Origin of the sequence: Streptomyces sp. NBRC 110028, assembly GCF_001417735.1 — a bacterium.
In the GTDB taxonomy this organism is placed as follows: Bacteria; Actinomycetota; Actinomycetes; order Streptomycetales; family Streptomycetaceae; genus Streptomyces.
Map to the genome: position 1 here is coordinate 498437 of NZ_BBUZ01000023.1, position 20754 is coordinate 519190.

General features: G+C 73.7%; 16 protein-coding genes. 3 read left to right on the forward strand and 13 right to left on the reverse strand.

Annotation, left to right across the window (positions count from 1 at the left end; translation table 11 throughout):
* Window positions 1–34 precede the first annotated feature (34 nt).
* The 4 genes from ASC60_RS07330 to ASC60_RS07345 form a co-directional block, all read right to left on the reverse strand.
* A complete protein-coding gene (locus ASC60_RS07330) occupies window positions 35–793 on the reverse strand; it encodes an AIM24 family protein (protein ID WP_055547993.1) in 759 nt (252 codons plus the stop codon).
* A 15-nt stretch (window positions 794–808) separates the two neighbouring features.
* Window positions 809–1492 carry an AIM24 family protein gene (locus ASC60_RS07335; protein WP_055547996.1) on the reverse strand — a complete coding sequence of 228 codons (684 nt, stop codon included), beginning with the start codon at window positions 1490–1492 and terminating at the stop codon, window positions 809–811.
* 11 nt (window positions 1493–1503) lie between these two features.
* Complete coding sequence (locus ASC60_RS07340; protein ID WP_055547998.1) at window positions 1504–3138, reverse strand: TerD family protein; 1635 nt, start codon at window positions 3136–3138, stop codon at window positions 1504–1506.
* Window positions 3139–3240: 102 nt separating this feature from the next.
* Window positions 3241–3852 carry a M48 family metallopeptidase gene (locus ASC60_RS07345; protein WP_055548000.1) on the reverse strand — a complete coding sequence of 204 codons (612 nt, stop codon included), beginning with the start codon at window positions 3850–3852 and terminating at the stop codon, window positions 3241–3243.
* Between the two features lie 211 nt (window positions 3853–4063).
* On the opposite strand from ASC60_RS07345, the gene ASC60_RS07350 reads away from it, so the two are divergent.
* Together ASC60_RS07350 and ASC60_RS07355 are read left to right on the forward strand one after the other, a co-directional pair.
* A complete protein-coding gene (locus ASC60_RS07350) occupies window positions 4064–5209 on the forward strand; it encodes a ThiF family adenylyltransferase (RefSeq protein ID WP_055548002.1) in 1146 nt (381 codons plus the stop codon).
* A 75-nt stretch (window positions 5210–5284) separates the two neighbouring features.
* Entirely contained in the window at window positions 5285–6736 is a 1452-nt protein-coding gene (locus tag ASC60_RS07355) for an AarF/ABC1/UbiB kinase family protein (protein ID WP_055548004.1), read from the forward strand.
* A 102-nt stretch (window positions 6737–6838) separates the two neighbouring features.
* Here ASC60_RS07355 and ASC60_RS07360 read toward each other — a convergent pair whose 3' ends face one another.
* The 4 genes from ASC60_RS07360 to ASC60_RS07370 form a co-directional block, all read right to left on the reverse strand.
* Entirely contained in the window at window positions 6839–7090 is a 252-nt protein-coding gene (locus ASC60_RS07360) for a hypothetical protein (RefSeq protein ID WP_055548006.1), read from the reverse strand.
* The gene (locus ASC60_RS07365; RefSeq protein ID WP_055548008.1) at window positions 7087–7452 is read right to left on the reverse strand and encodes a WhiB family transcriptional regulator; all 366 of its coding nucleotides are present in this window, start codon (window positions 7450–7452) and stop codon (window positions 7087–7089) included. Before ASC60_RS07365 ends, ASC60_RS07360 begins: the two co-directional genes overlap by 4 nt.
* A gap of 116 nt (window positions 7453–7568) precedes the next feature.
* Window positions 7569–7844 carry a hypothetical protein gene (locus ASC60_RS38880; RefSeq protein WP_079038238.1) on the reverse strand — a complete coding sequence of 92 codons (276 nt, stop codon included), beginning with the start codon at window positions 7842–7844 and terminating at the stop codon, window positions 7569–7571.
* A gap of 142 nt (window positions 7845–7986) precedes the next feature.
* Window positions 7987–10272, reverse strand: coding sequence for an ATP-dependent DNA helicase UvrD2 (locus ASC60_RS07370; protein ID WP_055548011.1), 2286 nt, complete (start codon window positions 10270–10272; stop codon window positions 7987–7989).
* A gap of 157 nt (window positions 10273–10429) precedes the next feature.
* Here ASC60_RS07370 and ASC60_RS07375 point away from each other — a divergent pair, with 157 nt between their 5' ends.
* Window positions 10430–10672, forward strand: a complete 243-nt coding sequence (locus ASC60_RS07375; protein WP_037952302.1) for a mycoredoxin — start codon at window positions 10430–10432, stop codon at window positions 10670–10672.
* Between the two features lie 29 nt (window positions 10673–10701).
* Here the strand turns inward: ASC60_RS07375 and nudC are convergent, their stop codons facing one another.
* The 5 genes from nudC to ASC60_RS07400 all read right to left on the reverse strand — a co-directional run bounded on the left by nudC (window position 10702) and on the right by ASC60_RS07400 (window position 20566).
* On the reverse strand, window positions 10702–11637 hold the full coding sequence (nudC, locus tag ASC60_RS07380; RefSeq protein WP_055548013.1) for an NAD(+) diphosphatase: 936 nt from the start codon (window positions 11635–11637) through the stop codon (window positions 10702–10704).
* Between the two features lie 51 nt (window positions 11638–11688).
* Window positions 11689–13092 carry a dipeptidase gene (locus ASC60_RS07385; protein ID WP_055548015.1) on the reverse strand — a complete coding sequence of 468 codons (1404 nt, stop codon included), beginning with the start codon at window positions 13090–13092 and terminating at the stop codon, window positions 11689–11691.
* Between the two features lie 74 nt (window positions 13093–13166).
* The gene (locus ASC60_RS07390) at window positions 13167–16715 is read right to left on the reverse strand and encodes an ATP-dependent DNA helicase (protein ID WP_055548017.1); all 3549 of its coding nucleotides are present in this window, start codon (window positions 16713–16715) and stop codon (window positions 13167–13169) included.
* 38 nt (window positions 16716–16753) lie between these two features.
* On the reverse strand, window positions 16754–20056 hold the full coding sequence (locus tag ASC60_RS07395) for an ATP-dependent DNA helicase (protein WP_055548019.1): 3303 nt from the start codon (window positions 20054–20056) through the stop codon (window positions 16754–16756).
* 87 nt (window positions 20057–20143) lie between these two features.
* Window positions 20144–20566 carry an MGMT family protein gene (locus ASC60_RS07400; protein ID WP_370592899.1) on the reverse strand — a complete coding sequence of 141 codons (423 nt, stop codon included), beginning with the start codon at window positions 20564–20566 and terminating at the stop codon, window positions 20144–20146.
* Between the last annotated feature and the right edge of the window lie 188 nt (window positions 20567–20754).

A 20754-nucleotide genomic window follows, 5' to 3' on the forward strand; every position in this document is an offset into this window, starting at 1 on the left:
CGGACCGGATGACCGGGGGAGCGTCCGGCGGCCGTCAGTTGCTGAAGATGTTGCCCTGGTTCTGCCCGCGGGCCCCCTGCTGGCCCATGCCGAACTGGGCGGCCGCGCCGCCGCCGATCACCGCGTTCTGCGGCGGCAGCAGCTCGCTCGGCTGCACGAGGGCGTAACCCTGGCCCAGGAAGCTCAGCTCCCAGCCCTCACCGGTGCTGCCGCGGCGGCGCCACACCCCCGAGGAATGCGTCTGCGCCTGCATCTGGACGCGCAGCGAACTGGACCACGCGACGATCGCGTCCGCGTCGGCGTTGACGTACTTGTCCGGCGTCACCTGGAGCATCAGCGGCTGACCCGAGGTCATCAGCGCGACCTTGCCCCGGCCGGAGATGTTGAGGTTGTACTTGCCGGAACCGGTGATGCCGAACTGGCTGTCCACCGCGATCGACTCCCAGTGCAGCGTGGAGTCCAGCGCCAGCACGTACGCGCTGTCGACCGTCAGACCGTCGTGGTCCACGTCCATCACATGGACGTGCTGGGCGAGGTTGGCGAGGTAGACCGTGCCCTGCCCGGAGCAGCGCATCAGATCCAGGCCCTCGCCGGTGCGGGCGCGGGCGCGCCGCTGCCCGGCGCTCTGGTACTCGCCGTCGAACTCGATCAGCCCCTGATAGGCGACCATGCTGCCCTTGCGGGCGAGTACGTCCTCATGGCCGTTGAGCGCGACCCGCAGCATCTTGCGGTTCTGCAGCGCGTAACGGTCCTCGCTCTGGGTCTCGGTGAAGCCGAAAAGCGGGCTCTGCATGTGTCCTTCTCCCCCTCAGCCCCGGGCCCGGAGCCGGTCGGTGCTGTCCTCGCTGGGCTGTACGACGACGAAGCCCTGCCCGGAGAAGCCGAGCTGGTAGGCCTCGCCGCTGCCCCGGCCGATCAGGGACGACGCCTTGAAGCTGCGCTTGCCCTTGACCTTCAGACCGCTGGACCAGGCGACGAGCGCGTCCGGGTCCACATAGGTCTCGTCCTCGCCGCGGCCGCAGTCGACGACGATGGGGGTGCCGCGGGAGGTCAGGGCGACCCATCCGGTGCCGGAGACGCCCACGTTGAACAGGCCCTGCCCGGCGAACTTGGCGATGCCCTTGACCCGTTCGACACCCCACTGGAGGTGGGCGTCGAAGGCGAGCAGATTGGTGCCGTTGACGGAGAGCGCGTCGCCGTTGAGATTGATGCAGACGATGTTCGCCCCGTAGTCGGCGAGATAGAGCAGCCCGTCGCCGCTGCACCGCATGAGCGGCGCGCCCTCGCCGGTCAGCCACTGGGAGGCCATCTGGCGCACCGCGGGCGGGTTCGGCTCGTACTGCACGAAGCCCTCGTACGCCACCATCGAACCGGTGCGGGCGAAGAGGTCCTGGCCGCTTTGCATGGCGACCTTGAGCATGCTGCTGCCGTGGTTCTCCATGCGGGCCGCGACCGGGGTGGCTGCGAAGCCCGAGATCATTTGCTGGTCCATGACGGGCTCCCTCAGACCTCGTAGGGCTGGACGACGATGAAGTTGCCGGGCGCACCGCGGAACTGGAGGTTCACGGTCTCCCCGCTGTGGCCGGGATAGGCGCTGCGGCGCAGCCGCACCTGGCTGGAGATGATCACCTGGGAACCGGCGGACCAGGCCACGATGGCGTTGCTGTCGGCGAAGGTCGTCGGGGTGACGGGGAGCACCACCGGAGTGCCCTGGGTCTTCACCACGACCGTGCCGTTGCCCTGGAACTGCATCGTGAACAGCGCGCCGCCAGGGATGCCGTGGCCCTCGATCCGGCGCACCTCGTGCTGCAGCGACTCGTCGAACGCGAGCACGTTCTCGGCGGAGACGCAGATCGCGTCGCCCTGCAGCTCGATCGGGTGCAGCTCGGCGGCGTTCTCCGCGAGGAAGACCTGGCCCTGGCCGGTGCAGCGCATCAGCTGCATCTCCTGGCCGGTCGCGTTGCCGACGATCCGGCCGCGGACACCCGCGCCCTTGTAGCTGAAGTCGACCTTCCCCTGGTAGAGCACCATGCTGCCCTGGCGGGCGAGCACCGGCTGACCGTCGACGCCGAGGTCGACCCGCATCATCCGCGGGTTCTGCGGCGTCCAGCGCTGGCCGGTGGCCGACTCGCGGTATTCGGCGAGCGCGGCCTGCACCCCGGGCGCCCCGCCCTGGGGTGCGGCCATGCCGTGGGGCTGGCCGTACGGGGCGGGCGGCGTCTGGCCCGGCGTCTGGCCGAACTGCGGCTGCTGGCCGGGGTACGGCTGGCCGGGCGGGCCCGGAGGCGGCACCGGGCCGGGTGGCGGCGCCTGACCCGGCGGCACGATCGGCGCGGCGAGCGTGGGCGCCGCGTGCACCTGCGGTGCGCCCGGCGCGGGCTGCGGGGCCGGGGGCTGCTGAGGCGTGCCCTGCGGCGGGGTGCCTTGGGGCGGGGTGCCTTGGGGCGGGGTGCCCTGGGGCGCGCCGAAGCCGGGGGCCGGGGCGGGTGCGGGCTGCTGCGGCTGCGGGACGGGCGGGGCCGCGAAACCCGGGGCGGGGGCCGCCTGGCCGGGCGGCGCGAAACCGGGCACACCACCCTGCGCGGGCGCCGGCGCGGGCGCGGGCTCCTCCTCGGCGACCTCGCCGCCGAAGTTCTTGAGCAGCGCCTCGAGTCCACCGTCGAAGCCCTGGCCGACGGCGGCGAAGCGCCAGACGTCCTTGAGGTAGAAGTCGCCCAGCATCACCGCGCGCTCGGTGCTGAACTCCGTCCCGTTGAAGGAGTACCGGGCCACCTCCTCGCCGCCCGCGACGATCCGGATGTAGCCGGGTCCGATCTGCGACATCTGGCCCGCGCCGTCGAGGGTCGCGGTGAAGGAGAGCTTCTGGATGGTCGGCGGAATGCTGTCGAGCGTGACCCGGAACGACTCGGTGTCACCGGCCTGCGCGCCGAGCTGCTGTATCGCTTCTTCAGGTGATTTGGGCTGATTGAAGAAGATGAAGTAGCGGTCGTCCGACAGTCGTTCGTCCGCGTCGAGGCCGAAGCAGCTGATGTCGAAGGACAGCCCCGGCCCGGCGATCTGCACACCGACGTACAGATCCCTCCCGGCGGTCAGATCGCTGATCTTGGCCTTGTGGCCGCGCTGGAATTCCCTGGCCATACGTAACGACCGTCCCCCATCCCGAAACCGGTGAGTGCATTGCGCGCCAGGCTAGCCGCTGCCGCCGACTCTGAACGACGCCGGGGAGCGCGGTGCGGTTCCTCAGCCGGATTCCGTTTCGGCGCCCGTCAGATGCGGCAGCCGCCCGGCGGCCACCACGCCCTCCAGATAGCCCCGGGCGCGCTCGGTGCGCGGATACGCCTCCAAAAGCTCCCAGAAGCGGCGGCCGTGACCGGGCACCAGCAGATGGGCCAGCTCATGGACGAGGACGTAGTCCACCACGTACTCCGGCATGCCCTTGAGCCGGTGGGAAAGCCGGATGCTGCCCTCGGCCGGGGTGCAGGACCCCCAGCGGGTGTTCTGGTTGGTGACCCAGCGGACCGAGGCGGGCCGGGCCCGGCCGCCCAGATACTGCTCGGACAGCCACTCCGCGCGCGCCGCCAGCTCCGTATCGCCCAGCATCCGCTTGCTCTCCTGCGCGGCGAGCTTCTCCAGCATGACCCCGACCCAGCGCTGTTCCTCCGCTTCCGACATCCGGGCGGGGATGAGGACGATGGTGCGGTCGCCCTCGCGGTACGCGGAGACGGTCCTGCGCCGGCGCGAACTCCGGCGGACCTCGACCGCGCTCGTGCCCGGGCCCCGGTTCTGCGGGCTTGGCGGACTCGGCGGGCTCGTCGGGATCGGGGCGGTGCGCGGGGAAGGATCGGCGGGCACGCCCCGACGTTACCCGCTGGCAGCCGGGGAAGTCCTGCCCTCGCGCCCGGTCTCCGGGCGAACCACTCCCCGGCGTGGACGGCTTGTACGACTATCAACACAGGCTGTGGATAACTTTCGGCGGCGAGTGGGCGGCGGGGCGCATGCTGTGAACCGTTCGACGAGGCGATGCGGCACCGGCGGGTGCCGCACATCGACGAAGGGGGCGGCGATGCATCCCATGCTCAAGCCCGCGCTGCGGCGCGGCTGGCGGAGCCGGGACACGGTGCAGTTCGGGGTGGCCCGGGCGCATGCGGTGGTGGTGGGCCCGCTGGACACGGCGACGGGCAGCTTTCTGGAGCTGCTCGACGGCACCCGCGGGCTGCCCCTGCTGCGGCAGGAGGCCCAGGCCCTCGGGCTGCCGGAGGGGCGGGCCGATGAGCTGCTGGACCGGCTGACGGCGGCCGGGCTGCTGGACGATACGAGACCCGGCGGCCCGCTCGCCGCCGCGGCGAGCGGCCCCGGCCCGGCCCTCGACCGGCTGCGGCCGGACGCGGCGGGGCTGTCGGTGCTGCATCCGGAGCCGGGGGCGGCGGCGCGGCTGCTCGCCGCGCGGCGGGCGACGCGGGTGCAGGTGCGCGGTGCGGGGCGGGTCGGGGCGGCGGTCGCCGCGGTGCTGTCCGCCTCGGGGGTCGGGCAGGTCGATGTGGTGGACGGGGGCTGTGTCGAGCCGTGGGACGTGGCGCCCGGCGGGCTGTCCGCGGAGCAGATCGGGGAGCGGCGGGAGGTGGCCGCCCGCCGGCTGGTGCGCCGGGCGGCGCCGGCCCCGCGGCCGCGCCCGCGGGCCGGGGAGCCCCCGCCCGGCGGGGAGCCGGGGCTGGTCCTGGTGGTGATCGCCCCGCGCGACGGGCTCGCGGCGTACGCACCGGATCCCTCGGCGGCCGGGCCGCTGCTCGCCTCCGGCACCCCTCATCTGTACGCGGGGGTGATCGAGGCCACCGGGGTGGTGGGGCCGCTGGTCCTGCCGGGCCTCACTCCCTGCGCCGGCTGCGCCGCGGCGGCCCGCGCCGAGCGGGAGCCGGTGTGGCCGCGGATGCTGGCCCAGTGGCGCTCCGGCCGCCGTGGATCCGCGCCCGCCTGTGACACGGCGCTGGCCGCGGTGGTGGCCGGGCTCACCGCGTCCCGGGCGCTGGCCTTCCTCGACGGCGGACCGTCCGGGGGTGCCGCGGCGGCCCGCTGGGAGCTGGCGCTGCCGGCCCTGTCCTGGCAGGCCGAGCGCGTCGAGGCGCATCCCGGATGCGAGTGCGGAGCGGCCGGGCGAGATGATGCGGTATACGCCTCGGCCGCGGAGAGACCGCACGCCACAATGTGCGGGTGACCGACGTCCGCGGAGTGGGCGACGGGGGTCCGGGAGGCTGCCTCCCGGGATGGCTCAGCTGTACTTGGAGGGCGCATGTCCGATCTGCCGCGCAAGGCGATCACCCGCACCGCCAAACTGGCGGCGCTGCCCTTGGGATTCGCGGGGCGCGCCACCTGGGGGCTGGGGAAGCGGATAGGAGGGCGACCGGCGGAGATCGTCGCTCGCGAGATGCAGCAGCGCACCGCCGAGCAGATGTTCAAGGTCCTCGGCGAGCTCAAGGGCGGGGCGATGAAGCTCGGCCAGGCGATGTCGGTCTTCGAATCGGCGCTGCCCGAGGAGATCGCGAAACCCTACCGGGCGGCCCTCACCAAGCTCCAGGAGGCCGCGCCGCCCATGCCCACCAGTACGGTCCACGCGGCGCTGGAGGAGCGGCTCGGCCCGGACTGGCAGGAGCTGTTCCTGGAGTTCGAGGACAAGCCGGCGGCGGCCGCCTCGATCGGCCAGGTGCACCGGGCGATCTGGCACGACGGGCGCGAGGTCGCGGTCAAGGTGCAGTACCCGGGGGCGGGTGAGGCGCTGCTGTCCGACCTCGCCCAGCTGAGCCGGTTCGCCCGGATGCTGGGGCCGCTGGTGCCGGGCATGGACATCAAGCCGCTGATCGCGGAGCTGCGCGACCGGGTGGCCGAGGAGCTGGACTACGAGCTGGAAGCCGAGTCCCAGCGCGCCCATGTGACGGAGTATGCCGAGGACACGGAGATCGTGGTGCCCGAGGTGGTGCACCAGAGCGATCAGGTGCTGATCACCGAATGGCTGGAGGGCATACCGCTCTCCGAGGTGATCGCCGAGGGCAGGCCCGAGGAGCGTGACCGGGCCGGTCAGCTGCTGGCCCGCTTTCTGTTCTCGGGGGCGTCCCGCACCGGTCTGCTGCACGCCGATCCGCACCCCGGTAACTTCCGGCTGCTCACCGGGGATGCCCCGGACGGGCCGCCGGAGAAGTGGAAGCTGGGCGTCCTGGACTTCGGCTCGGTGGACCGGCTCCCCGGCGGGCTGCCCGAGCCCATCGGCATCGCGCTGCGGATGGCGCTGGAGGGTGACGCCGCGGGGGTCTACGACCTGATGCGGGGTGAGGGCTTCGTCAAGCCGACGATCGAGCTGGATCCGGACGCGCTGCTGGAGTTCCTGCTGCCGATGCTCGAACCGGCCCAGGTCGACGCGTTCCACTTCGAGAGGCAGTGGATACGGCGCCAGGCGGCCCGGATGGCGGATCGCAGTTCACCCGTCCACGAGCTGGGCAACCAGCTCAATCTGCCGCCCGCCTATCTGCTGATCCACCGGGTGACGCTGAGCACGATCGGGGTGCTGTGCCAGCTGGGTGCCACGGTGCGGCTGCGGGATGAGCTCGAAGCCTGGGTGACCGGCTTCGCCGAGCCGGACGAGACCGATGAGCCGGACGAGACCGCCGAGCCGGATGAGACCGAGGAGACCGGCGAGGCGGAGGAGACCGAGGGCGTCCAGAAGGCGGAGGACGCGGGGACCTCGGCCTGATCACGGGGACGGCCGAAGGGCCGGTCCGCATCGGACCGGCCCTCGTATCCCTTGGTATTCCTTCGTATCCCTAGGGGCCCCTGGTCCCGGCGCGTGGCCGCGTCAGGACATGACCGCGGTGGCCAGCGCCCGCCGGGCGCGGAGCGAGGCCCGCTCCGCACGGCGCTGCAGGCGCATATGCGCACGCGCCAGGGCTTCTGGGATGAGTTGCATCTCTCGGGTCCTGTTCTGGCGCGACTCGGGCGCACCGGAGTGAGGGCGTGTGGGTGTGTCGGAGACCGGTGGGGTCATCGTCGGGACCTGTTTCATGGGGTCGTGCGTCGCTGGGCGATCGATGGTGCCGGGGGTGCTCATGCCGCGACCGGGTTCTTGCGCGGGCGGCCACGCGGCCGCTTGCGGGCCACGACGACGCCCTGGACGAACAGCTCGCCGCCCCAGACGCCCCACGGCTCGCGGCGGTCTTTCGCACCGGCGAGGCAGGCCTCGCGCAGCGGACAGGTCTGGCACAGCGACTTGGCGTACTCGACGTCGGCCGGCGACTCCGCGAAGAAGACCTCCGGGTCGTAGGAGCGGCACGGGACGGCTACGCCCAGGTTCTCGATGGCCTCGTCGAGCTCGGTGAGGGCGGTGAGCGGGGTGGTCAAGGGGTCCTCCGAGGAGTCAGGCGGGCGGTTCAGGTCGGTCTCTGCGGACGGGGCGTGCGTGTTGAGTTGCACGGTGGTGTGTTCCTCGTCTGTTCGGTCCGGCTCGTGGCCGGGCGCTGGCAAATCAAAAGGACCGCGGATCCCGGTGTGGGTTCCGCGGCCCTGGAAGGTGCCGACCTGATCCTGAATCAGGCTGGATAACTCCAGGGTTCGAGCCTGCGGAAGGCCCACGTGTCGTGGTGCTGCTGCGTCGTCCGGGATCCGGCACCATTGGCCGCCAGGGCATAGGCGAATGCCCGTGCCGCTGCCGCTACCGCAGGTGCCTGGATCGGTCGCCCACTGCGCTCGCTGAGACGCGCTTCATTGGCGCCGGGCATACCGGTGCCGGGAAGCGAGGAGCCGAGCGGGCAGGCGGCGACGACCGATCGATCGGTCATTTTGATGGTCTCCATGAAGCTGATCATTGGTCTTCGCCTCCTCTCGGCGTCTCAGGGACCAGGGGGAACCGGTCCGGACTTACGTAGTACAACACGGATTCCTCGGTTCCCGGAAGGGCCGCTGTCTCCGTGCTGGGAAGGCTATGGGTATGCCGTCCGCGCGCGCAAACTATTTTTCCGTCGAGTTTTCCGCGGGGTCACCCGGTTGGGTTCCCTCGCCCTCGGTGCTCTCGTCACCGTCGTGCGCCGAGGGCAGTTCCCGGCCCGCGCACAGCGCGAGAACGTCGGCGCCGAACCTGCCGAGTTTCCGTCTTCCGACACCGGAGATGCCGGACAGCTCCGATTCGGTTCCCGGCACGGCCTCGGCAATGGCGAGCAGGGTCTTGTCGGTGAAAACGCAAAAGGCCGGCTGGCCGAGTAGCCCGGCCTGCTCGGCCCGCCAGTCACGCAGCCGCTCGTACAGCGCCTCGTCCAGCTCCGAGGGGCAGTCCTCGCAGCGCATCAGCTTCATCTCGCCCGCGTCGGTCAGCGTCCTGCCACAGACCCGGCAGTGCACCGGGGCGCGCCGCTTGCGCACCGGGGCGCCCGGCCCGGAGCCGCGCTCGATTCCGCCGCCCCCGCCGGGCATCCGGGCGGCGGGCGCCGCGGAGCCGGGCCGCAGCCCATTGAGAAAGCGGGTGGGCCTGCGGGAGGCACGGCCGCCGGGCGCCCGCGAGAGCGCCCACGACAGGCTCAGATGGCGGCGGGCCCGGGTGACGCCCACATAGAGGAGCCGCCGCTCCTCCTCGATCTGCTGATCGGTCTTGGCGTAGGTGATCGGCATCATGCCCTCCGTCAGCCCCACCAGGAACACCGCGTCCCACTCCAGGCCCTTGGCGGCGTGGAGTGAGGCGAGCGTCACACCCTCCACGGTCGGGGCGTGCTGGGCGGCCGCCCGCTCGTCCAGCTCCGCCACCAGATCGGAGAGGGTGGCCCCGGGCCTGCCCCGGACGAAGTCCTCCGCGAGCCGCACCAGGGCGGCCAGCGACTCCCAGCGGTCGCGGACCGCTCCGGAGCCCGCGGGCGGCTCGGCCGTCCAGCCGCGGGTGCCGAGCACGGCCCGCACCTGGGACGGCACGTCCTCGTCCGACAGCACCGGGTCGGCGCTTCCGGCGCGCGCCGCGCCGCGCAGCAGCATCCCCGCCTCGCGGACCTCGGGCCGCTCGAAGAACCGCTCGGCGCCGCGCAGCTGATAGGGCACCTGGGCGTCGGCCAGCGCCTGCTCGTACAGCTCGGACTGGGCGTTGACCCGGTAGAGGACCGCGACCTGGCTGGGCGGGACGCCGGCGCCGCCCTGCCCGGCCGGGGTGATCAGCTCGCGGATCCGGCGGGCGGTGCCCTCGGCCTCGGCGGGCTCGTCGGCATAGGCGGTGTAGACCGGCTCGGGGCCCGGGTCGCGCTGCGAGACCAGCTCCAGCCGGTGCTCCGCGGCCCGGCCGCGGGCCTGGGACAGCAGCCCGTTGGCCAGGTGCACGACCTGGGGGGTGGAGCGGTAGTCCCGGATGAGCTTGACCACCGTGGCGCCGGGGTGGCGGGTGCGGAAGTCCAGCAGGTGGTCGGGGGTGGCGCCGGTGAAGGAGTAGATGGTCTGGCTGGCGTCGCCGACCACGCACAGGCTCTGCCGCTCGCCGAGCCACAGCTCCAGCAGCCGCTGCTGGAGCGGGCTGACGTCCTGGTACTCGTCGACCACGAAGTGCTGGTACTGGCGGCGCACCTGATCCGCGATGTCCGGCCGCTCCTCCAGTACGCCGACCGTGAGCAGCAGCACATCCTCGAAGTCGATCACGCCGCGGTCGCGCTTCAGCTGCTCGTACCCGGCGTAGATCCGGCCGATCTCGACCGGGTCGCGGGGGGCTTCCCGGCCGGCCTTGGCGGCCGCCGCCGGATAGTCCTCGGGCACGGTCTGGGTGACCTTCGACCATTCGATCTCGCCGGTCACATCCCGCAACTCATTACGGTCCAGCCGGACCCGGCAGCGCGCGGCGGCCTCGGCCACCAGCTGCACCTTGCGCTCGGCCAGCCGCGGCACCTCGCCGCCGACCGCCTTGGGCCAGAAATACTGGAGCTGGCGCAGCGCGGCCGAGTGGAAGGTGCGCGCCTGCACTCCGCCCGCGCCGAGCTGCCGCAGTCGACCGCGCATCTCGCCCGCCGCGCGGTTGGTGAAGGTGACGGCCAGCACGCTGGCGGGCTGGAGGATGCCCGCCCGCACCCCATAGGCGATCCGGTGGGTGATCGCCCGGGTCTTGCCGGTGCCCGCCCCGGCCAGCACACACACCGCCCCGTGCAGGGCCGTCGCCACCTCGCGCTGCTCGGGGTCGAGCCCCTCGAGCACCGCGTCGGCGTCACGCGGCGTGGCCTCGTAGGCGCCCGGCGTGGAGACCTGCGGGAAGAGAGTGGAGTGCGTTGCTGGTGTCACCCCGCCATGCTGCCAGGTCCCCCGGGACCACCGCGCCGGTTGTCCACAGCCGTGACCATGCGGTCATATGAACGCCGGGAACGCCGGGAATGAGCGGCGGAAGGTGAACGTTCACCCTGTGCCCACCACGACACGACCCCGAGGAGAGCGAAGACCGATGTCCGGCACTGTGACGATGTACAGCACCACCTGGTGCGGCTACTGCCGCCGGCTCAAGGGCCAGATGGACCGCGAGGGGATCGCGTACACCGAGATCAACATCGAGCAGGACCCGGAGTCCGCGGCCTTCGTCGAGAAGGCGAACGGCGGCAACCAGACGGTCCCCACCGTTCTCTTCCCCGATGGTTCGACCCTCACGAACCCCTCCCTCGCCCAGGTGAAGGCCAAGGTCGGGGCCTGACAGGCCCGTAGCCGGGCACGAAACGGCGGTCAGCCGCGCGGCAGCGGCTCGCCGTACCACAGCTCGATCAGGCGGGCCGCGATCGAGATGCCGGACGGGGGCAGCACCTCGCCGGACTCGATCGCGGTGCGCAGATCGTCCCGGGAGAACCAGCGCGCCTCGTGGATCTCCTCACCGTCCACCTGGATCGTCGAGGACGTGGCCCGGGCCATGAAGCCGAGCATCAGGCTGGACGGGAACGGCCAGGGCTGGCTGGCGACGTACTCGACCTCCCCGACCCGGACGCCCGCCTCCTCGGCCACCTCGCGGACCACCGCCTGCTCGATCGACTCCCCCGGCTCCACGAAGCCCGCGAGCGTCGAGAAGCGCCCCTCCGGCCAGTGCACCTGACGGCCCAGCAGCGCACGGTCCAGCTCGTCCGTCACCAGCATGATCACGGCCGGGTCGGTGCGCGGGTAGTGCTCGGCGCCGCAGGCCGGGCAGCGGCGGATGTGGCCCGCCGCCGCGATGACCGTGCGCTCGCCGCAGCGGGAGCAGAAGCGGTGCAGCCGCTGCCAGTTCTCCAGCGCGACCGCGTGCACCAGCAGCCCCACGTCGCGCTCGGACAGCAGCGAGCCCGCCTCACGCAGCCCCGCGGGGCGCGCGGACTGGTCCATGCGGCCCGGCAGGGTGTCCTTCTGCAGGGCGAAGTAGCGCACCCCGTCCTCGTCGGTGCCCAGGAAGTAGCGGTGGGTCTCGGTGGGCGGGGCCTCGAAGGCCGGCGTCATGACCAGCTCGGTGCGACCGTCCGGGGTGTCGTCGACCAGGGCCTGGCCTCCGGAGACCACGAAGACCCGCGTCGTCGGGTGGCTCCACGCCGCGGCCAGCCATGCCTCGTCCAATCGGTGGTGCGCCGCGCGGTCGACGCCGCTCGGGGCGCTGAGCGTGATCGGCCGGGTGGCGGCGCGCTCGGTCCAGGTGGTCACGGCTGCTTCCAACTTCCCCTGCGAAACGGGTGGTTTACGGACATGTGAGGGCTATACGGGTCCATTCTCCGCGAGATCGGCCCAGAGGTGGGCGGCCGTCTCGGCGCCCTTCACGAGCAGGTCCAGTTCGACCTTCTCGTTGGGCGCGTGCCAGCCGTCGGACGGCACCGAGATGCCCAGGAAGAGCACCGGGGCGCCCAGGACGTCCCGCAGGTCGGCCGCCGGTCCCGATCCGCCCTCGCGGGTGAAGCGGATCTTCTGGTCGAACGCCCGCCCCATGGCCCGTACCAGGGACTGGAGGGCGGGGTGGTCCAAAGGGGTCAGGCAGGGGCGGGTCGCGCCCCAGAAGGTGATCTCGTGCCGGATCCCGGCCGGGAGGGACGCGGCGGCCCACTCCCGCACGGACTGCTGGACCTTCTCCGTGTCCTGACCGGCCACCAGCCGGAAGGACAGCTTCAGCCGGGCGGTGGACGGCACGATGGTCTTCCCGCCCGGCCCCTGGTAGCCCCCGCCGATGCCGTTGACCTCCGCGGTCGGGCGGGCCCAGATCCGCTCCAGGGTGGTGTACCCGGCCTCTCCGAGCAGGCCGTGCGAATGCGCGGTGCGCAGCCAGCCCGCCTCGTCGAAGGGCAGTTCGGCGAACAGTTCGCGCTCGCGGTCGGTCAGCTCCAGCACACCGTCGTAGAAGCCGGGGACGGCCACCGTGCGGTCGTCGTGGTGCAGCGCGGCGGCCAGCCGGGCGGCCTCGGTGGCCGGGTTGGGCACCGCGCCGCCGAACGAGCCGGAGTGGATGTCCTGGTCCGGCCCGTACAGGTCGATCTGGCAGTCGGTGAGGCCCCGCATGCCGGTGCAGACGGTCGGGGTGTCCTCGGACCACATGCCGGTGTCGGAGACGATCACGGTGTCGCAGGCGAGCCGCCCGGCGTGTGCCCGGATCAGCTCGGGGAAGTGCGGGGATCCCGACTCCTCCTCGCCCTCGATCAGCAGCTTGAGGTTGACGGCGGGCGCGGAGCGGCCGGTCGCGGCCAGATGGGCGCGCACCCCCAGGGTGTGGAAGAGGACCTGCCCCTTGTCGTCGGCGGCGCCGCGCGCGTACAGCCTGCCGTCCTTGACGACCGGGTCGAACGGGTCGGTGTGCCAGCCGTCCTCGCGGGCGGCGGGCTGGACGTCGTGGTGCCCGTAGACGAGCACCGTGGGGGCCTCCGGGTCACCGGACGGCCACGCGGCGAACACCGCCGGGGCGCCGGGCGTCTCCCAGATCTCGACCTCCGGGAAGCCGGTCGCGGTGAGGTGCGACGCGAGCCACTGGGCGCTGCGGCGGACGTCACCGGCGCGCGCGGGGTCGGCGGATACGGAGGGTATGCGCAGCCACGCGCCGAGCTCGTCGAGGAAGGCGGCGTACTCGCGGGCGACGAAGGCGCGGACGGCGTTGTCCGTGTCCGGGGCGGTGCTCATGGATGTGAGCCTATCCGGCGCGCGAAAGGACGAGAGCCCCGGTCTCCGGGCCGCTCATCCGCGGTCGCCCTCGGTCATGGTTCGACGTCGGTGAAAGCCTTACGGACATCTTCGGCAGCGCCGTCGGCCGTCCCGGCCTCCGGTTCGCCGGTCAGGATGCGTTCCAGCTCCGCCCGGCCGGGCAGCTCCGCCGGGCGCACGATCTCCCCGCTGCGCACATGGAGGAACGCCGCCGAGACCGCCGACAGCGGCAGATCGTGCTGTTCGGCCCAGGCCAGCCGGTAGATGGCCAGCTGGAGCGGGTCGGCGTCCCTGGACCGGCCGGTCTTCCAGTCGATGATCTCGAAGCGGTGGCCGCCCCCGGCGCCCGCCGCGGCCTCCCGGTAGACGGCGTCGATCCGGCCGCGCACGGTCCGGCCCGCCAGGGTCAGCTGGAACGGCACCTCGACGCGGTACGGGGTGCGCCGGGCGTACGGCGTGCGCGCGAACGCCTCCTTGAGCGCCGCCAGGTCCCGTTCGTCCGCGATCTCCGGCTCGTCGTCCTCGCCGCCCGGCAGCTCGTCCGGGCCGAGGAACGGCAGCGGCAGCGCCTCGAAGCGGGACTCGACCCAGGCGTGGAACCGGGTGCCGCGCCGGGCCGCGGCGGGCCGCGGCGGGCGCGGCATGGGGCGGGCCAGCTCCCGCGCGAAGCCGTCCGGGTCGGCGGCGAGCCGCATCAGCTGGGTGGCGGTCAGGGTCCGCGGTACGGGCACCTCGTGCACGGTCGCGCGGGCGCGCCGCAATTCCCCGGCGAGCGCGTCGAGATCGCGGTCCCAGGAGTCGGCCAGCCGCGCCTCCTCGGGTGCCAGGCCGGCGTCCGGCCCGGGACCCGCGCCGGGGTACGCGGGCCCGGCGTCATGCGGGTCGCTGTACGGGTCGTCGTACGGATCGCCGCTCGGGTACGGGTGGTCTTCCTCGTACGGATACGGGTCGTCGTACACCTCGTCGTACGGGTACGCCTCCTCGTCCTCGTACGGGTACAGGTCGTCCGGGGGCTCCGGCCACACCGGGTCCTCGTCCGGAACCGGCTCGTGCGGGTCACCGGCATACGGGACGTCCGCCGCCTCCAGGCGGGCGAGGTGGGCCAGGACCGAGTCCGCGGCCCGGCGGCGGCGGGCCAGGGCGCCGGGGTCGAGCGGGAGCGGCCAGGCGCGGTCGGCGGCCGCCTCGCGCAGGGCCGGGTTCTCCGCGTCCTTCTCCGGCTCGTCCGCCCACGCCTCGACCTCGCCGTAACCGGCCTCACAGTGCGCGCGCAGCGCCTCCAGGAAGGAGGACGGGCCGCGGCGGCGCTTCTGCGACGGGCCCCACCAGTGCCCGGAGCCGAGCAGCAGCGAGCGGGGCCGGGTGAAGGTGACGTACCCCAGGCGGAGTTCCTCCGTCCGCTGGTGCTCCTTCATGGCGTCCTTGAAGGCGGTGAGCCCCTTGGCGTCCCAGGCGGTGACCTCCGGGAGGGTGTCGGCGTCGCCGCGCAGGGCGTGCGGCAGGACCCGGGCGTTCGCGGTCCAGGACTCGCGGCTCTGCTCGCTGGGGAACCGCCCCGCGACCAGTCCGGGCACCGCGACCACGTCCCATTCCAGGCCCTTGGACTTGTGCGCGGTGAGCACCTTGACCGTGTTCTCGCCGCCGGGGAGCGCGTTGTCGAGCCCCTTCTCGTACTGTGCGGCGGTCCGCAGGAAGCCCAGGAACGACTGCAGGGTGGCCTCGCCGTCCACGGCCGTGCCCGCCTGCGCGGCGAAGGACGCGGCGATGTCCAGGAAGTTGCCCAGCGTCTCGCGGCGGCGGGCGGCCAGGGCGTGCGGCGAGGCGGACAGCTCCACCTCCAGACCGGTGGTGGCCAGCACCCGGTGGAGGACGTCCATGAGCGGGTCGGCCAGCGAGCGCCGCAGCTCGCGCAGTTCGGCGGCGAGGCGGGCGAAGCGCACCCGGGCCTCGGCCGAGAACGGCAGCCCGTCGTCCCGGCCGCCGCCGGAGTCCAGGAAGGTGTCGAGGGCGTCGGCGAGCGAGATGATCTCCGACGGGTCGACGCCCTCGACGGCCTCGGCGAGCCGCCGGTCCGGGTCGTCCTCCGCGTCGCCCGGACGGCCGTGGGAGACGAGCGCGCGGGCACGGCGGCCGAGCAGCGCCAGGTCGCGGGGGCCGATGCGCCAGCGCGGGCCGGTGAGCAGCCGGACCAGCGCCGCGTTGGCCCCCGGGTCCTGCAGCACTTCGCAGACCGCCACCAGGTCGGCGATCTCGGGCAGGTGCAGCAGCCCCGACAGGCCCACGACCTCCACCGGAACGTCACGCTCCACCAGTGCGCCCTGGATCTCGGCGAAGTCACCGGCCGTACGGCACAGGACCGCGATCTCGCCGGGCGGGGTGCCGGTGCGCACCAGATGGGCGATCGAGTCGGCGAGCCAGGCCAGCTCGTCTGCGTGGGTGGGCAGCAGCGCGCAGCGCACCAGGCCGTCCCGCTCGGCGCCGGGCGCGGGGCGCAGCGCCTCGACGCCCTGGTGCATCGCGCGCAGCGGGGCGGCGAGCCCGTTGGCGAGGTCGAGCAGGCGGCCGCCGCTGCGCCGGTTCTCGCTGAGCGCGTAGCGGCGGGCGGGGCTGCCGTCCCGGTGCGGGAAGTGCGCCGGGAAGTCGTCGAGGTTGGCCACCGAGGCGCCGCGCCAGCCGTAGATGGCCTGGCACGGGTCGCCGACGGCGGTGACGGGGTGTCCGGTGCCGCCGCCGAACAGACCCGACAGCAGCATGCGCTGGGCGACGGAGGTGTCCTGGTACTCGTCCAGCAGGACGACCGCGTAATTCTCGCGCAGGATCCGGCCGACCTCCGGGCCGGTGCCGGCCAGGGTGGCGGAGAGCGCGATCTGGTCGCCGAAGTCGAGCAGGTCGCGGCGGCGCTTCTCGGCGCGGTACTCCTCGACGAGCCCGAGCAGCTCACGGCGCGCGCGGGCGGCCTCGGGCACCTTGCGCAGCGCGTCGTTGGTCAGCTTCACCCCGTCGAGGGTGTCCAGCAGCTCGGTGTCGTGACGGTGGAGCCGCTGCGCGGGGACCAGGTGCTCGGCCAGCTCGGCGTCGAGCGCGAGCAGGTCCGTCACCAGGTCGGCGAAGGGGCGGGTGAGCGCCGGGTAGGGGCCGGGGGCGGTGCGCAGCACGCGCGCGGCGAGCTGGAAGCGGGTGGCGTCGGCGAGCAGCCGGGCGCTGGGCTCCAGGCCGATGCGCAGCCCGTGCTCCTTGAGGAGCTGTCCGGCGAAGGCGTGGTACGTGGAGATCCCGGGCTCGCCCGCGGCCTCCTCGGCGGCCCCCGGATCCGGGTCGGGGTCCACGACGCCCGCCTTGACCAGCGCCTTCCGCACCCGCTCGGCCAGTTCGCCCGCGGCCTTGTTGGTGAACGTGAGGCCCAGCACCTGGTCGGGCGCGACCTGGCCGGTGCCCACCAGCCAGACGACGCGCGCGGCCATCACCGTGGTCTTGCCGGAGCCCGCTCCGGCGACGATCACCTGCGGGGCGGGCGGCGCGGTGATGCACGCCGTCTGCTCCGGGGTGAACGGGATCCCGAGCAGCTCCTTGAGCTCCTCGGGATCGGTGATGCGGGCTGACACTCCAGTGAGGCTATCGGTCGCCACCGACAACCAGTGGCTCACTCCACCACGTGGCGGCCCTCCGCGCGGGCGCTGCACGAGGCGCGGAACGCGCAGCGCTCGCAGTGCGCCCCGGTGCTCGGCGCGAAGCGCTCGTCGAGGACGCGACCGGCCGCGGTGGCGAGCAGTTCGCCGACCCACTCCCCCTCGGGCGGGTCCTGGGCCTGGACCTTGGGGACGGTCTCGCCCCCGTCCTTCTTGGCGGCGCCCTGCCGCAGCTGGACCAGCTCGGCGCCGCCCGGTTCGGGCCGGTCGCCGCCGAACAGGCCGTCGACGGCGCCCTCCCGCACGGCGAGCTGATAGACCGCCAGCTGGGGGTGGTGGGCGACCTCGCCGCGGGTCACGGACTGCTTGCCGGTCTTGAAGTCGACGACGTACGCACGCCCCTCGGCGTCCGCCTCGACGCGGTCCATGCTGCCGCGGATGCGCACCTGGTACGCGTCGGCCTCCAGGGTGACGTCGAAGCCGTGCTCGGAGGCGACCGCCCTGCGGCCACCGCGCTCCATCACGTGCCAGCGCAGGAAGCGCTCCAGGGCCGCCCGGGCGTGCTCCTTCTCCTGCCGCGACTTCCAGGGGGCGTCGAAGGCGAGCGCGTCCCATACGGAGTCCAGGCGCTCCATGAGGACCGCGAGATCGGCCGGGGTGCGCCCGGAGGCCACCTCGTCGGCGAGGACGTGGACGACGTTGCCGAAGCCCTGGGCGGCGGTCGACGGGGCGTCCGCCTTGACCTCGCGTCCCAGGAACCACTGCAGCGAGCAGGTGTTGACGAGCTGGTCGAGGGCGCTGCCGGAGAGCGCCACGGGCCGGTCGCGGTCGCGCAGCGGCACCTCGCTGTGCGTCGGCTCGTACAGGCCCCACCAGCCGGCGGGGTGGGCCGCGGGGACCAGCGGCCGGCCGTCCTCGTCGCGCAGCGCAGCGAGGCGGGCCAGCCGCTGCGCGGCGGCCTCCCGCAGGGCGTCCGAGGCGTCCGGGTCGACAGTGGTGGCGCGCAGCTCGGCGACGAGCGCGGCGACCGACAGCGGGCGGTGCGGCCGCTGGGTGACATCGACCGGGGTGACGCCCAGTTCGGTCAGGAACCGGGAGGGCTGGTCGCCGTCCTCGGAGGCCGCCTTGACGGCGGTGACCACCAGCCGGTCCCTGGCGCGGGTCGCCGCCACGTAGAACAGCCGCCGCTCCTCGGCCAGCAGCGCGCCCGGCGTCAGCGGCTCGGCGAGTCCGTCCCGGCCGATCCGGTCGGCCTCCAGGAGCGAGCCGCGGCGCCGCAGGTCCGGCCACAGCCCCTCCTGGACGCCCGCGACCACCACCAGGCGCCATTCCAGCCCCTTGGAGCGGTGGGCGGTCATCAGCCGCACGGCGTCGGTCCGGGCGAGGCGGCGCGAGAGGGTGTCGGCGGCGATGTCCTGGGCGTCGAGCTGGTCGAGGAAGTTGAGCGCGCCGCGGCCGCCGGTGCGCTCCTCCGCGCGCGCGGCGGTCTCGAACAGCGCGCACACCGCGTCCAGGTCGCGGTCGGCGTTGCGCCCGGCGCTCCCGCCGCGCTGCGCGGCGCCCTCCAGCCGCCCGGGCCAGGGCGTGCCGTCCCACAGCTCCCACAGCGCCTGCTCGGCGGTGCCGCCGCCGGCCAGCGCCTCCAGCGCCTTGCGCAGCAGCAGACCGAGCCGCTGGGCGCCGCGCGCGTACGCCGGGTCGTGGACGGCCAGCCGCTCGGGCGCGGCCAGCGCCTCGGTGAGCAGGACGTCGGAGGGGCGCGGCACGGCGTGGCCCGCGGCCCGCTCCTCCTCGCGCAGGGCGCGGCCGAGGCGGCGCAGATCGGCGGTGTCCATGCCGCCCAGCGGCGAGGTGAGCAGGGTGAGGGCGGTCTCGACGCCGAGGGCGGCGGACAGTCCGCCGGAGCCGGGCAGCGCGGCCGTGGCGGCGGCCCGCAGCGCCGTCAGCAGGGGGGCCACGGCGGGTTCGTGGCGCAGCGGGATGTCGTCGCCGTCCACCTCGATGGGCACCCCGGCGGAGATGAGCGCCCGGCGCAGACCCGGGAGCGAGCGCCCCCCGGCGCGCACCAGGACGGCCATCTCGCTCCAGGGCACCCCGTCCTCCAGATGGGCGCGGCGCAGGATGTCGGCGACGTTGTCCAGCTCGGCGCCCGCGGTGGGGTACGTGAACACCTCGACGCGGCCCCCGTCGCGGGCCGCCCTCAGCTCCCGGTGGGCGCGCACGGCGTGCGCCGGGAGGCGGGTGAGCGGCATCCGGCCGGTGACGAGCCGGGTCGCGGCGAGCAGCCGGGCGCCCGAACGGCGCGAGGTGGTGAGGACCTCCACGGGCGCCGGGCGGCCGTCCGCGCGCGGGAAGGCGTCCCGGAAGCCGAGGATGCCGTTCACATCGGCGCCCCGGAAGGCGTAGATCGACTGATCGGGGTCGCCGAACGCCACCAGCGTCCTTCCGCCGCCCGCCAGCGCGCGCAGCAGCCGCCCCTGGGCCACGTCCGTGTCCTGGTACTCGTCCACGAACACCGCGTCATAGCGGGCGGCCAGCTCCGCCGCTCCCTCCGGCCGCTCGGCGAGCAGCACCGCGCGGTGCACCAGCTCCGCGTAGTCCAGCACCCCCTGGGCGTCCAGGACGTCCAGATACTCGGCCAGGAAGGCCGCCGCCGCACCCCAGTCCGGGCGCCCGGTGCGGGCCGCGAACTCCCCCAGGGACCGCGGGCCGAGCCCCAGCTCCCGGCTGCGGGCGAGCACCGCGCGCACCTCGTCGGCGAAGCCGCGGGTGGTCAGGCAGGCCCGCAGATCGTCGGGCCAGCGGGCCGAGGCGCGCCCCGCGCGCTCCAGTTCGGCCTGCCCGGCGAGGAGTTCCCGTACGACGACGTCCTGCTCCGGGCCGGACAGCAGCCGCAGCGGATCGGCGAACAGGTCGACGTCCTGGTGGGCGCGGACCAGCGCGTAGCAGAAGGAGTGGAAGGTGGTGGCCCGCGGCCCCCTCGCGCCGCCCAGCCGCGCCGCCATCCGGTCGCGCAGCTCGACGGCGGCCTTGCGGCTGAAGGTGAGCACCAGGAGGCGCTCGGGATCCGCGCCGTCGCGCACCCGCCGGGCGACGGACTCCACGAGCGTCGTGGTCTTTCCGGTGCCCGGCCCGGCGAGCACCAGCAACGGACCGCCCTCGTGCTCGACCACGGAGCGCTGCCGTGCGTCCAGGACAGGAGAGACCACCGGATCCGGCCGACGGCGGACCAGACGGTACGAGCCCGGGGACGTCTGCCGCGGATGCGGCTGCCGCCCGCGCCGCTGCCGCGGCAGGGACGAGGAGGAGGAGCTCACGTGGATCGCCGGTCCTGGTGGGTCGACTGGGTGCCGCACAGCCTCTCATGTGCCATGGCGCGTCACCCGAATGGCTGTGGACAACCTCTATCCCGCCGCGGCGTCAGCACCCTCCGTACCCTCATGGCCCTCCGTGCCCCCAGCGCCCTCCACGCCGTCCCAGCGGGCCCGGCGCATGTCGATCCTCGGCACATGGCCCTCGGCGGAGCGCGGCGCCTCGCGCAGCGGAGTGCCCTCCGCGCGGTAGTGGTCCAGCGCCCGCAGCTCGCTGCCGGGCAGCAGCGCGCCGTCCGCGCGCACCACGCGCCACCACGGCACGGCGCCCCCGTAGAGGGCCATCACCCGCCCCACCTGGCGCGGGCCGCCCTCCTCCAGCCACTCGGCGATGTCCCCGTAGGTCATCACCCGGCCCGGCGGGATCAGCTCGGCGACGTCCAGCACCCGCTCCGCGTACGCGGGCAGCTCGTCGGCGGCCCGCCGCTCCTCGCTCTCCCGGCTCATCCCGCCCATCCTGCCCCACACCACCGACACCGCCCGCGCGGTACCGTCGAAGGTTCTGCGGACGACGGCAGGGGTTCGATCACTCATTGTGCGGGAACGCACTACAGGGCGTACGATCCGAGGCTCACATCCCCGAAATGCACCCTGATGCCCTCCTCCGCAGCCCGGGCATGCCACCATCTTCCGGGCGGTGACTG

What these genes read in the sequence shown, in the direction of transcription:
- ASC60_RS07350 (WP_055548002.1), top strand. Translation starts at nt 4,064, where the DNA reads ATGCATCCCATGCTCAAGCCCGCGCTGCGGCGCGGCTGGCGGAGCCGG.
- ASC60_RS07330 (WP_055547993.1), bottom strand. Translation starts at nt 793, where the DNA reads ATGCAGAGCCCGCTTTTCGGCTTCACCGAGACCCAGAGCGAGGACCGT.
- ASC60_RS07335 (WP_055547996.1), bottom strand. Translation starts at nt 1,492, where the DNA reads ATGGACCAGCAAATGATCTCGGGCTTCGCAGCCACCCCGGTCGCGGCC.
- ASC60_RS07355 (WP_055548004.1), top strand. Translation starts at nt 5,285, where the DNA reads ATGTCCGATCTGCCGCGCAAGGCGATCACCCGCACCGCCAAACTGGCG.
- ASC60_RS07385 (WP_055548015.1), bottom strand. Translation starts at nt 13,092, where the DNA reads ATGAGCACCGCCCCGGACACGGACAACGCCGTCCGCGCCTTCGTCGCC.
- ASC60_RS07400 (WP_370592899.1), bottom strand. Translation starts at nt 20,566, where the DNA reads ATGGGCGGGATGAGCCGGGAGAGCGAGGAGCGGCGGGCCGCCGACGAG.
- ASC60_RS07360 (WP_055548006.1), bottom strand. Translation starts at nt 7,090, where the DNA reads ATGAGCACCCCCGGCACCATCGATCGCCCAGCGACGCACGACCCCATG.
- ASC60_RS07340 (WP_055547998.1), bottom strand. Translation starts at nt 3,138, where the DNA reads ATGGCCAGGGAATTCCAGCGCGGCCACAAGGCCAAGATCAGCGATCTG.
- ASC60_RS38880 (WP_079038238.1), bottom strand. Translation starts at nt 7,844, where the DNA reads ATGATCAGCTTCATGGAGACCATCAAAATGACCGATCGATCGGTCGTC.
- ASC60_RS07375 (WP_037952302.1), top strand. Translation starts at nt 10,430, where the DNA reads ATGTCCGGCACTGTGACGATGTACAGCACCACCTGGTGCGGCTACTGC.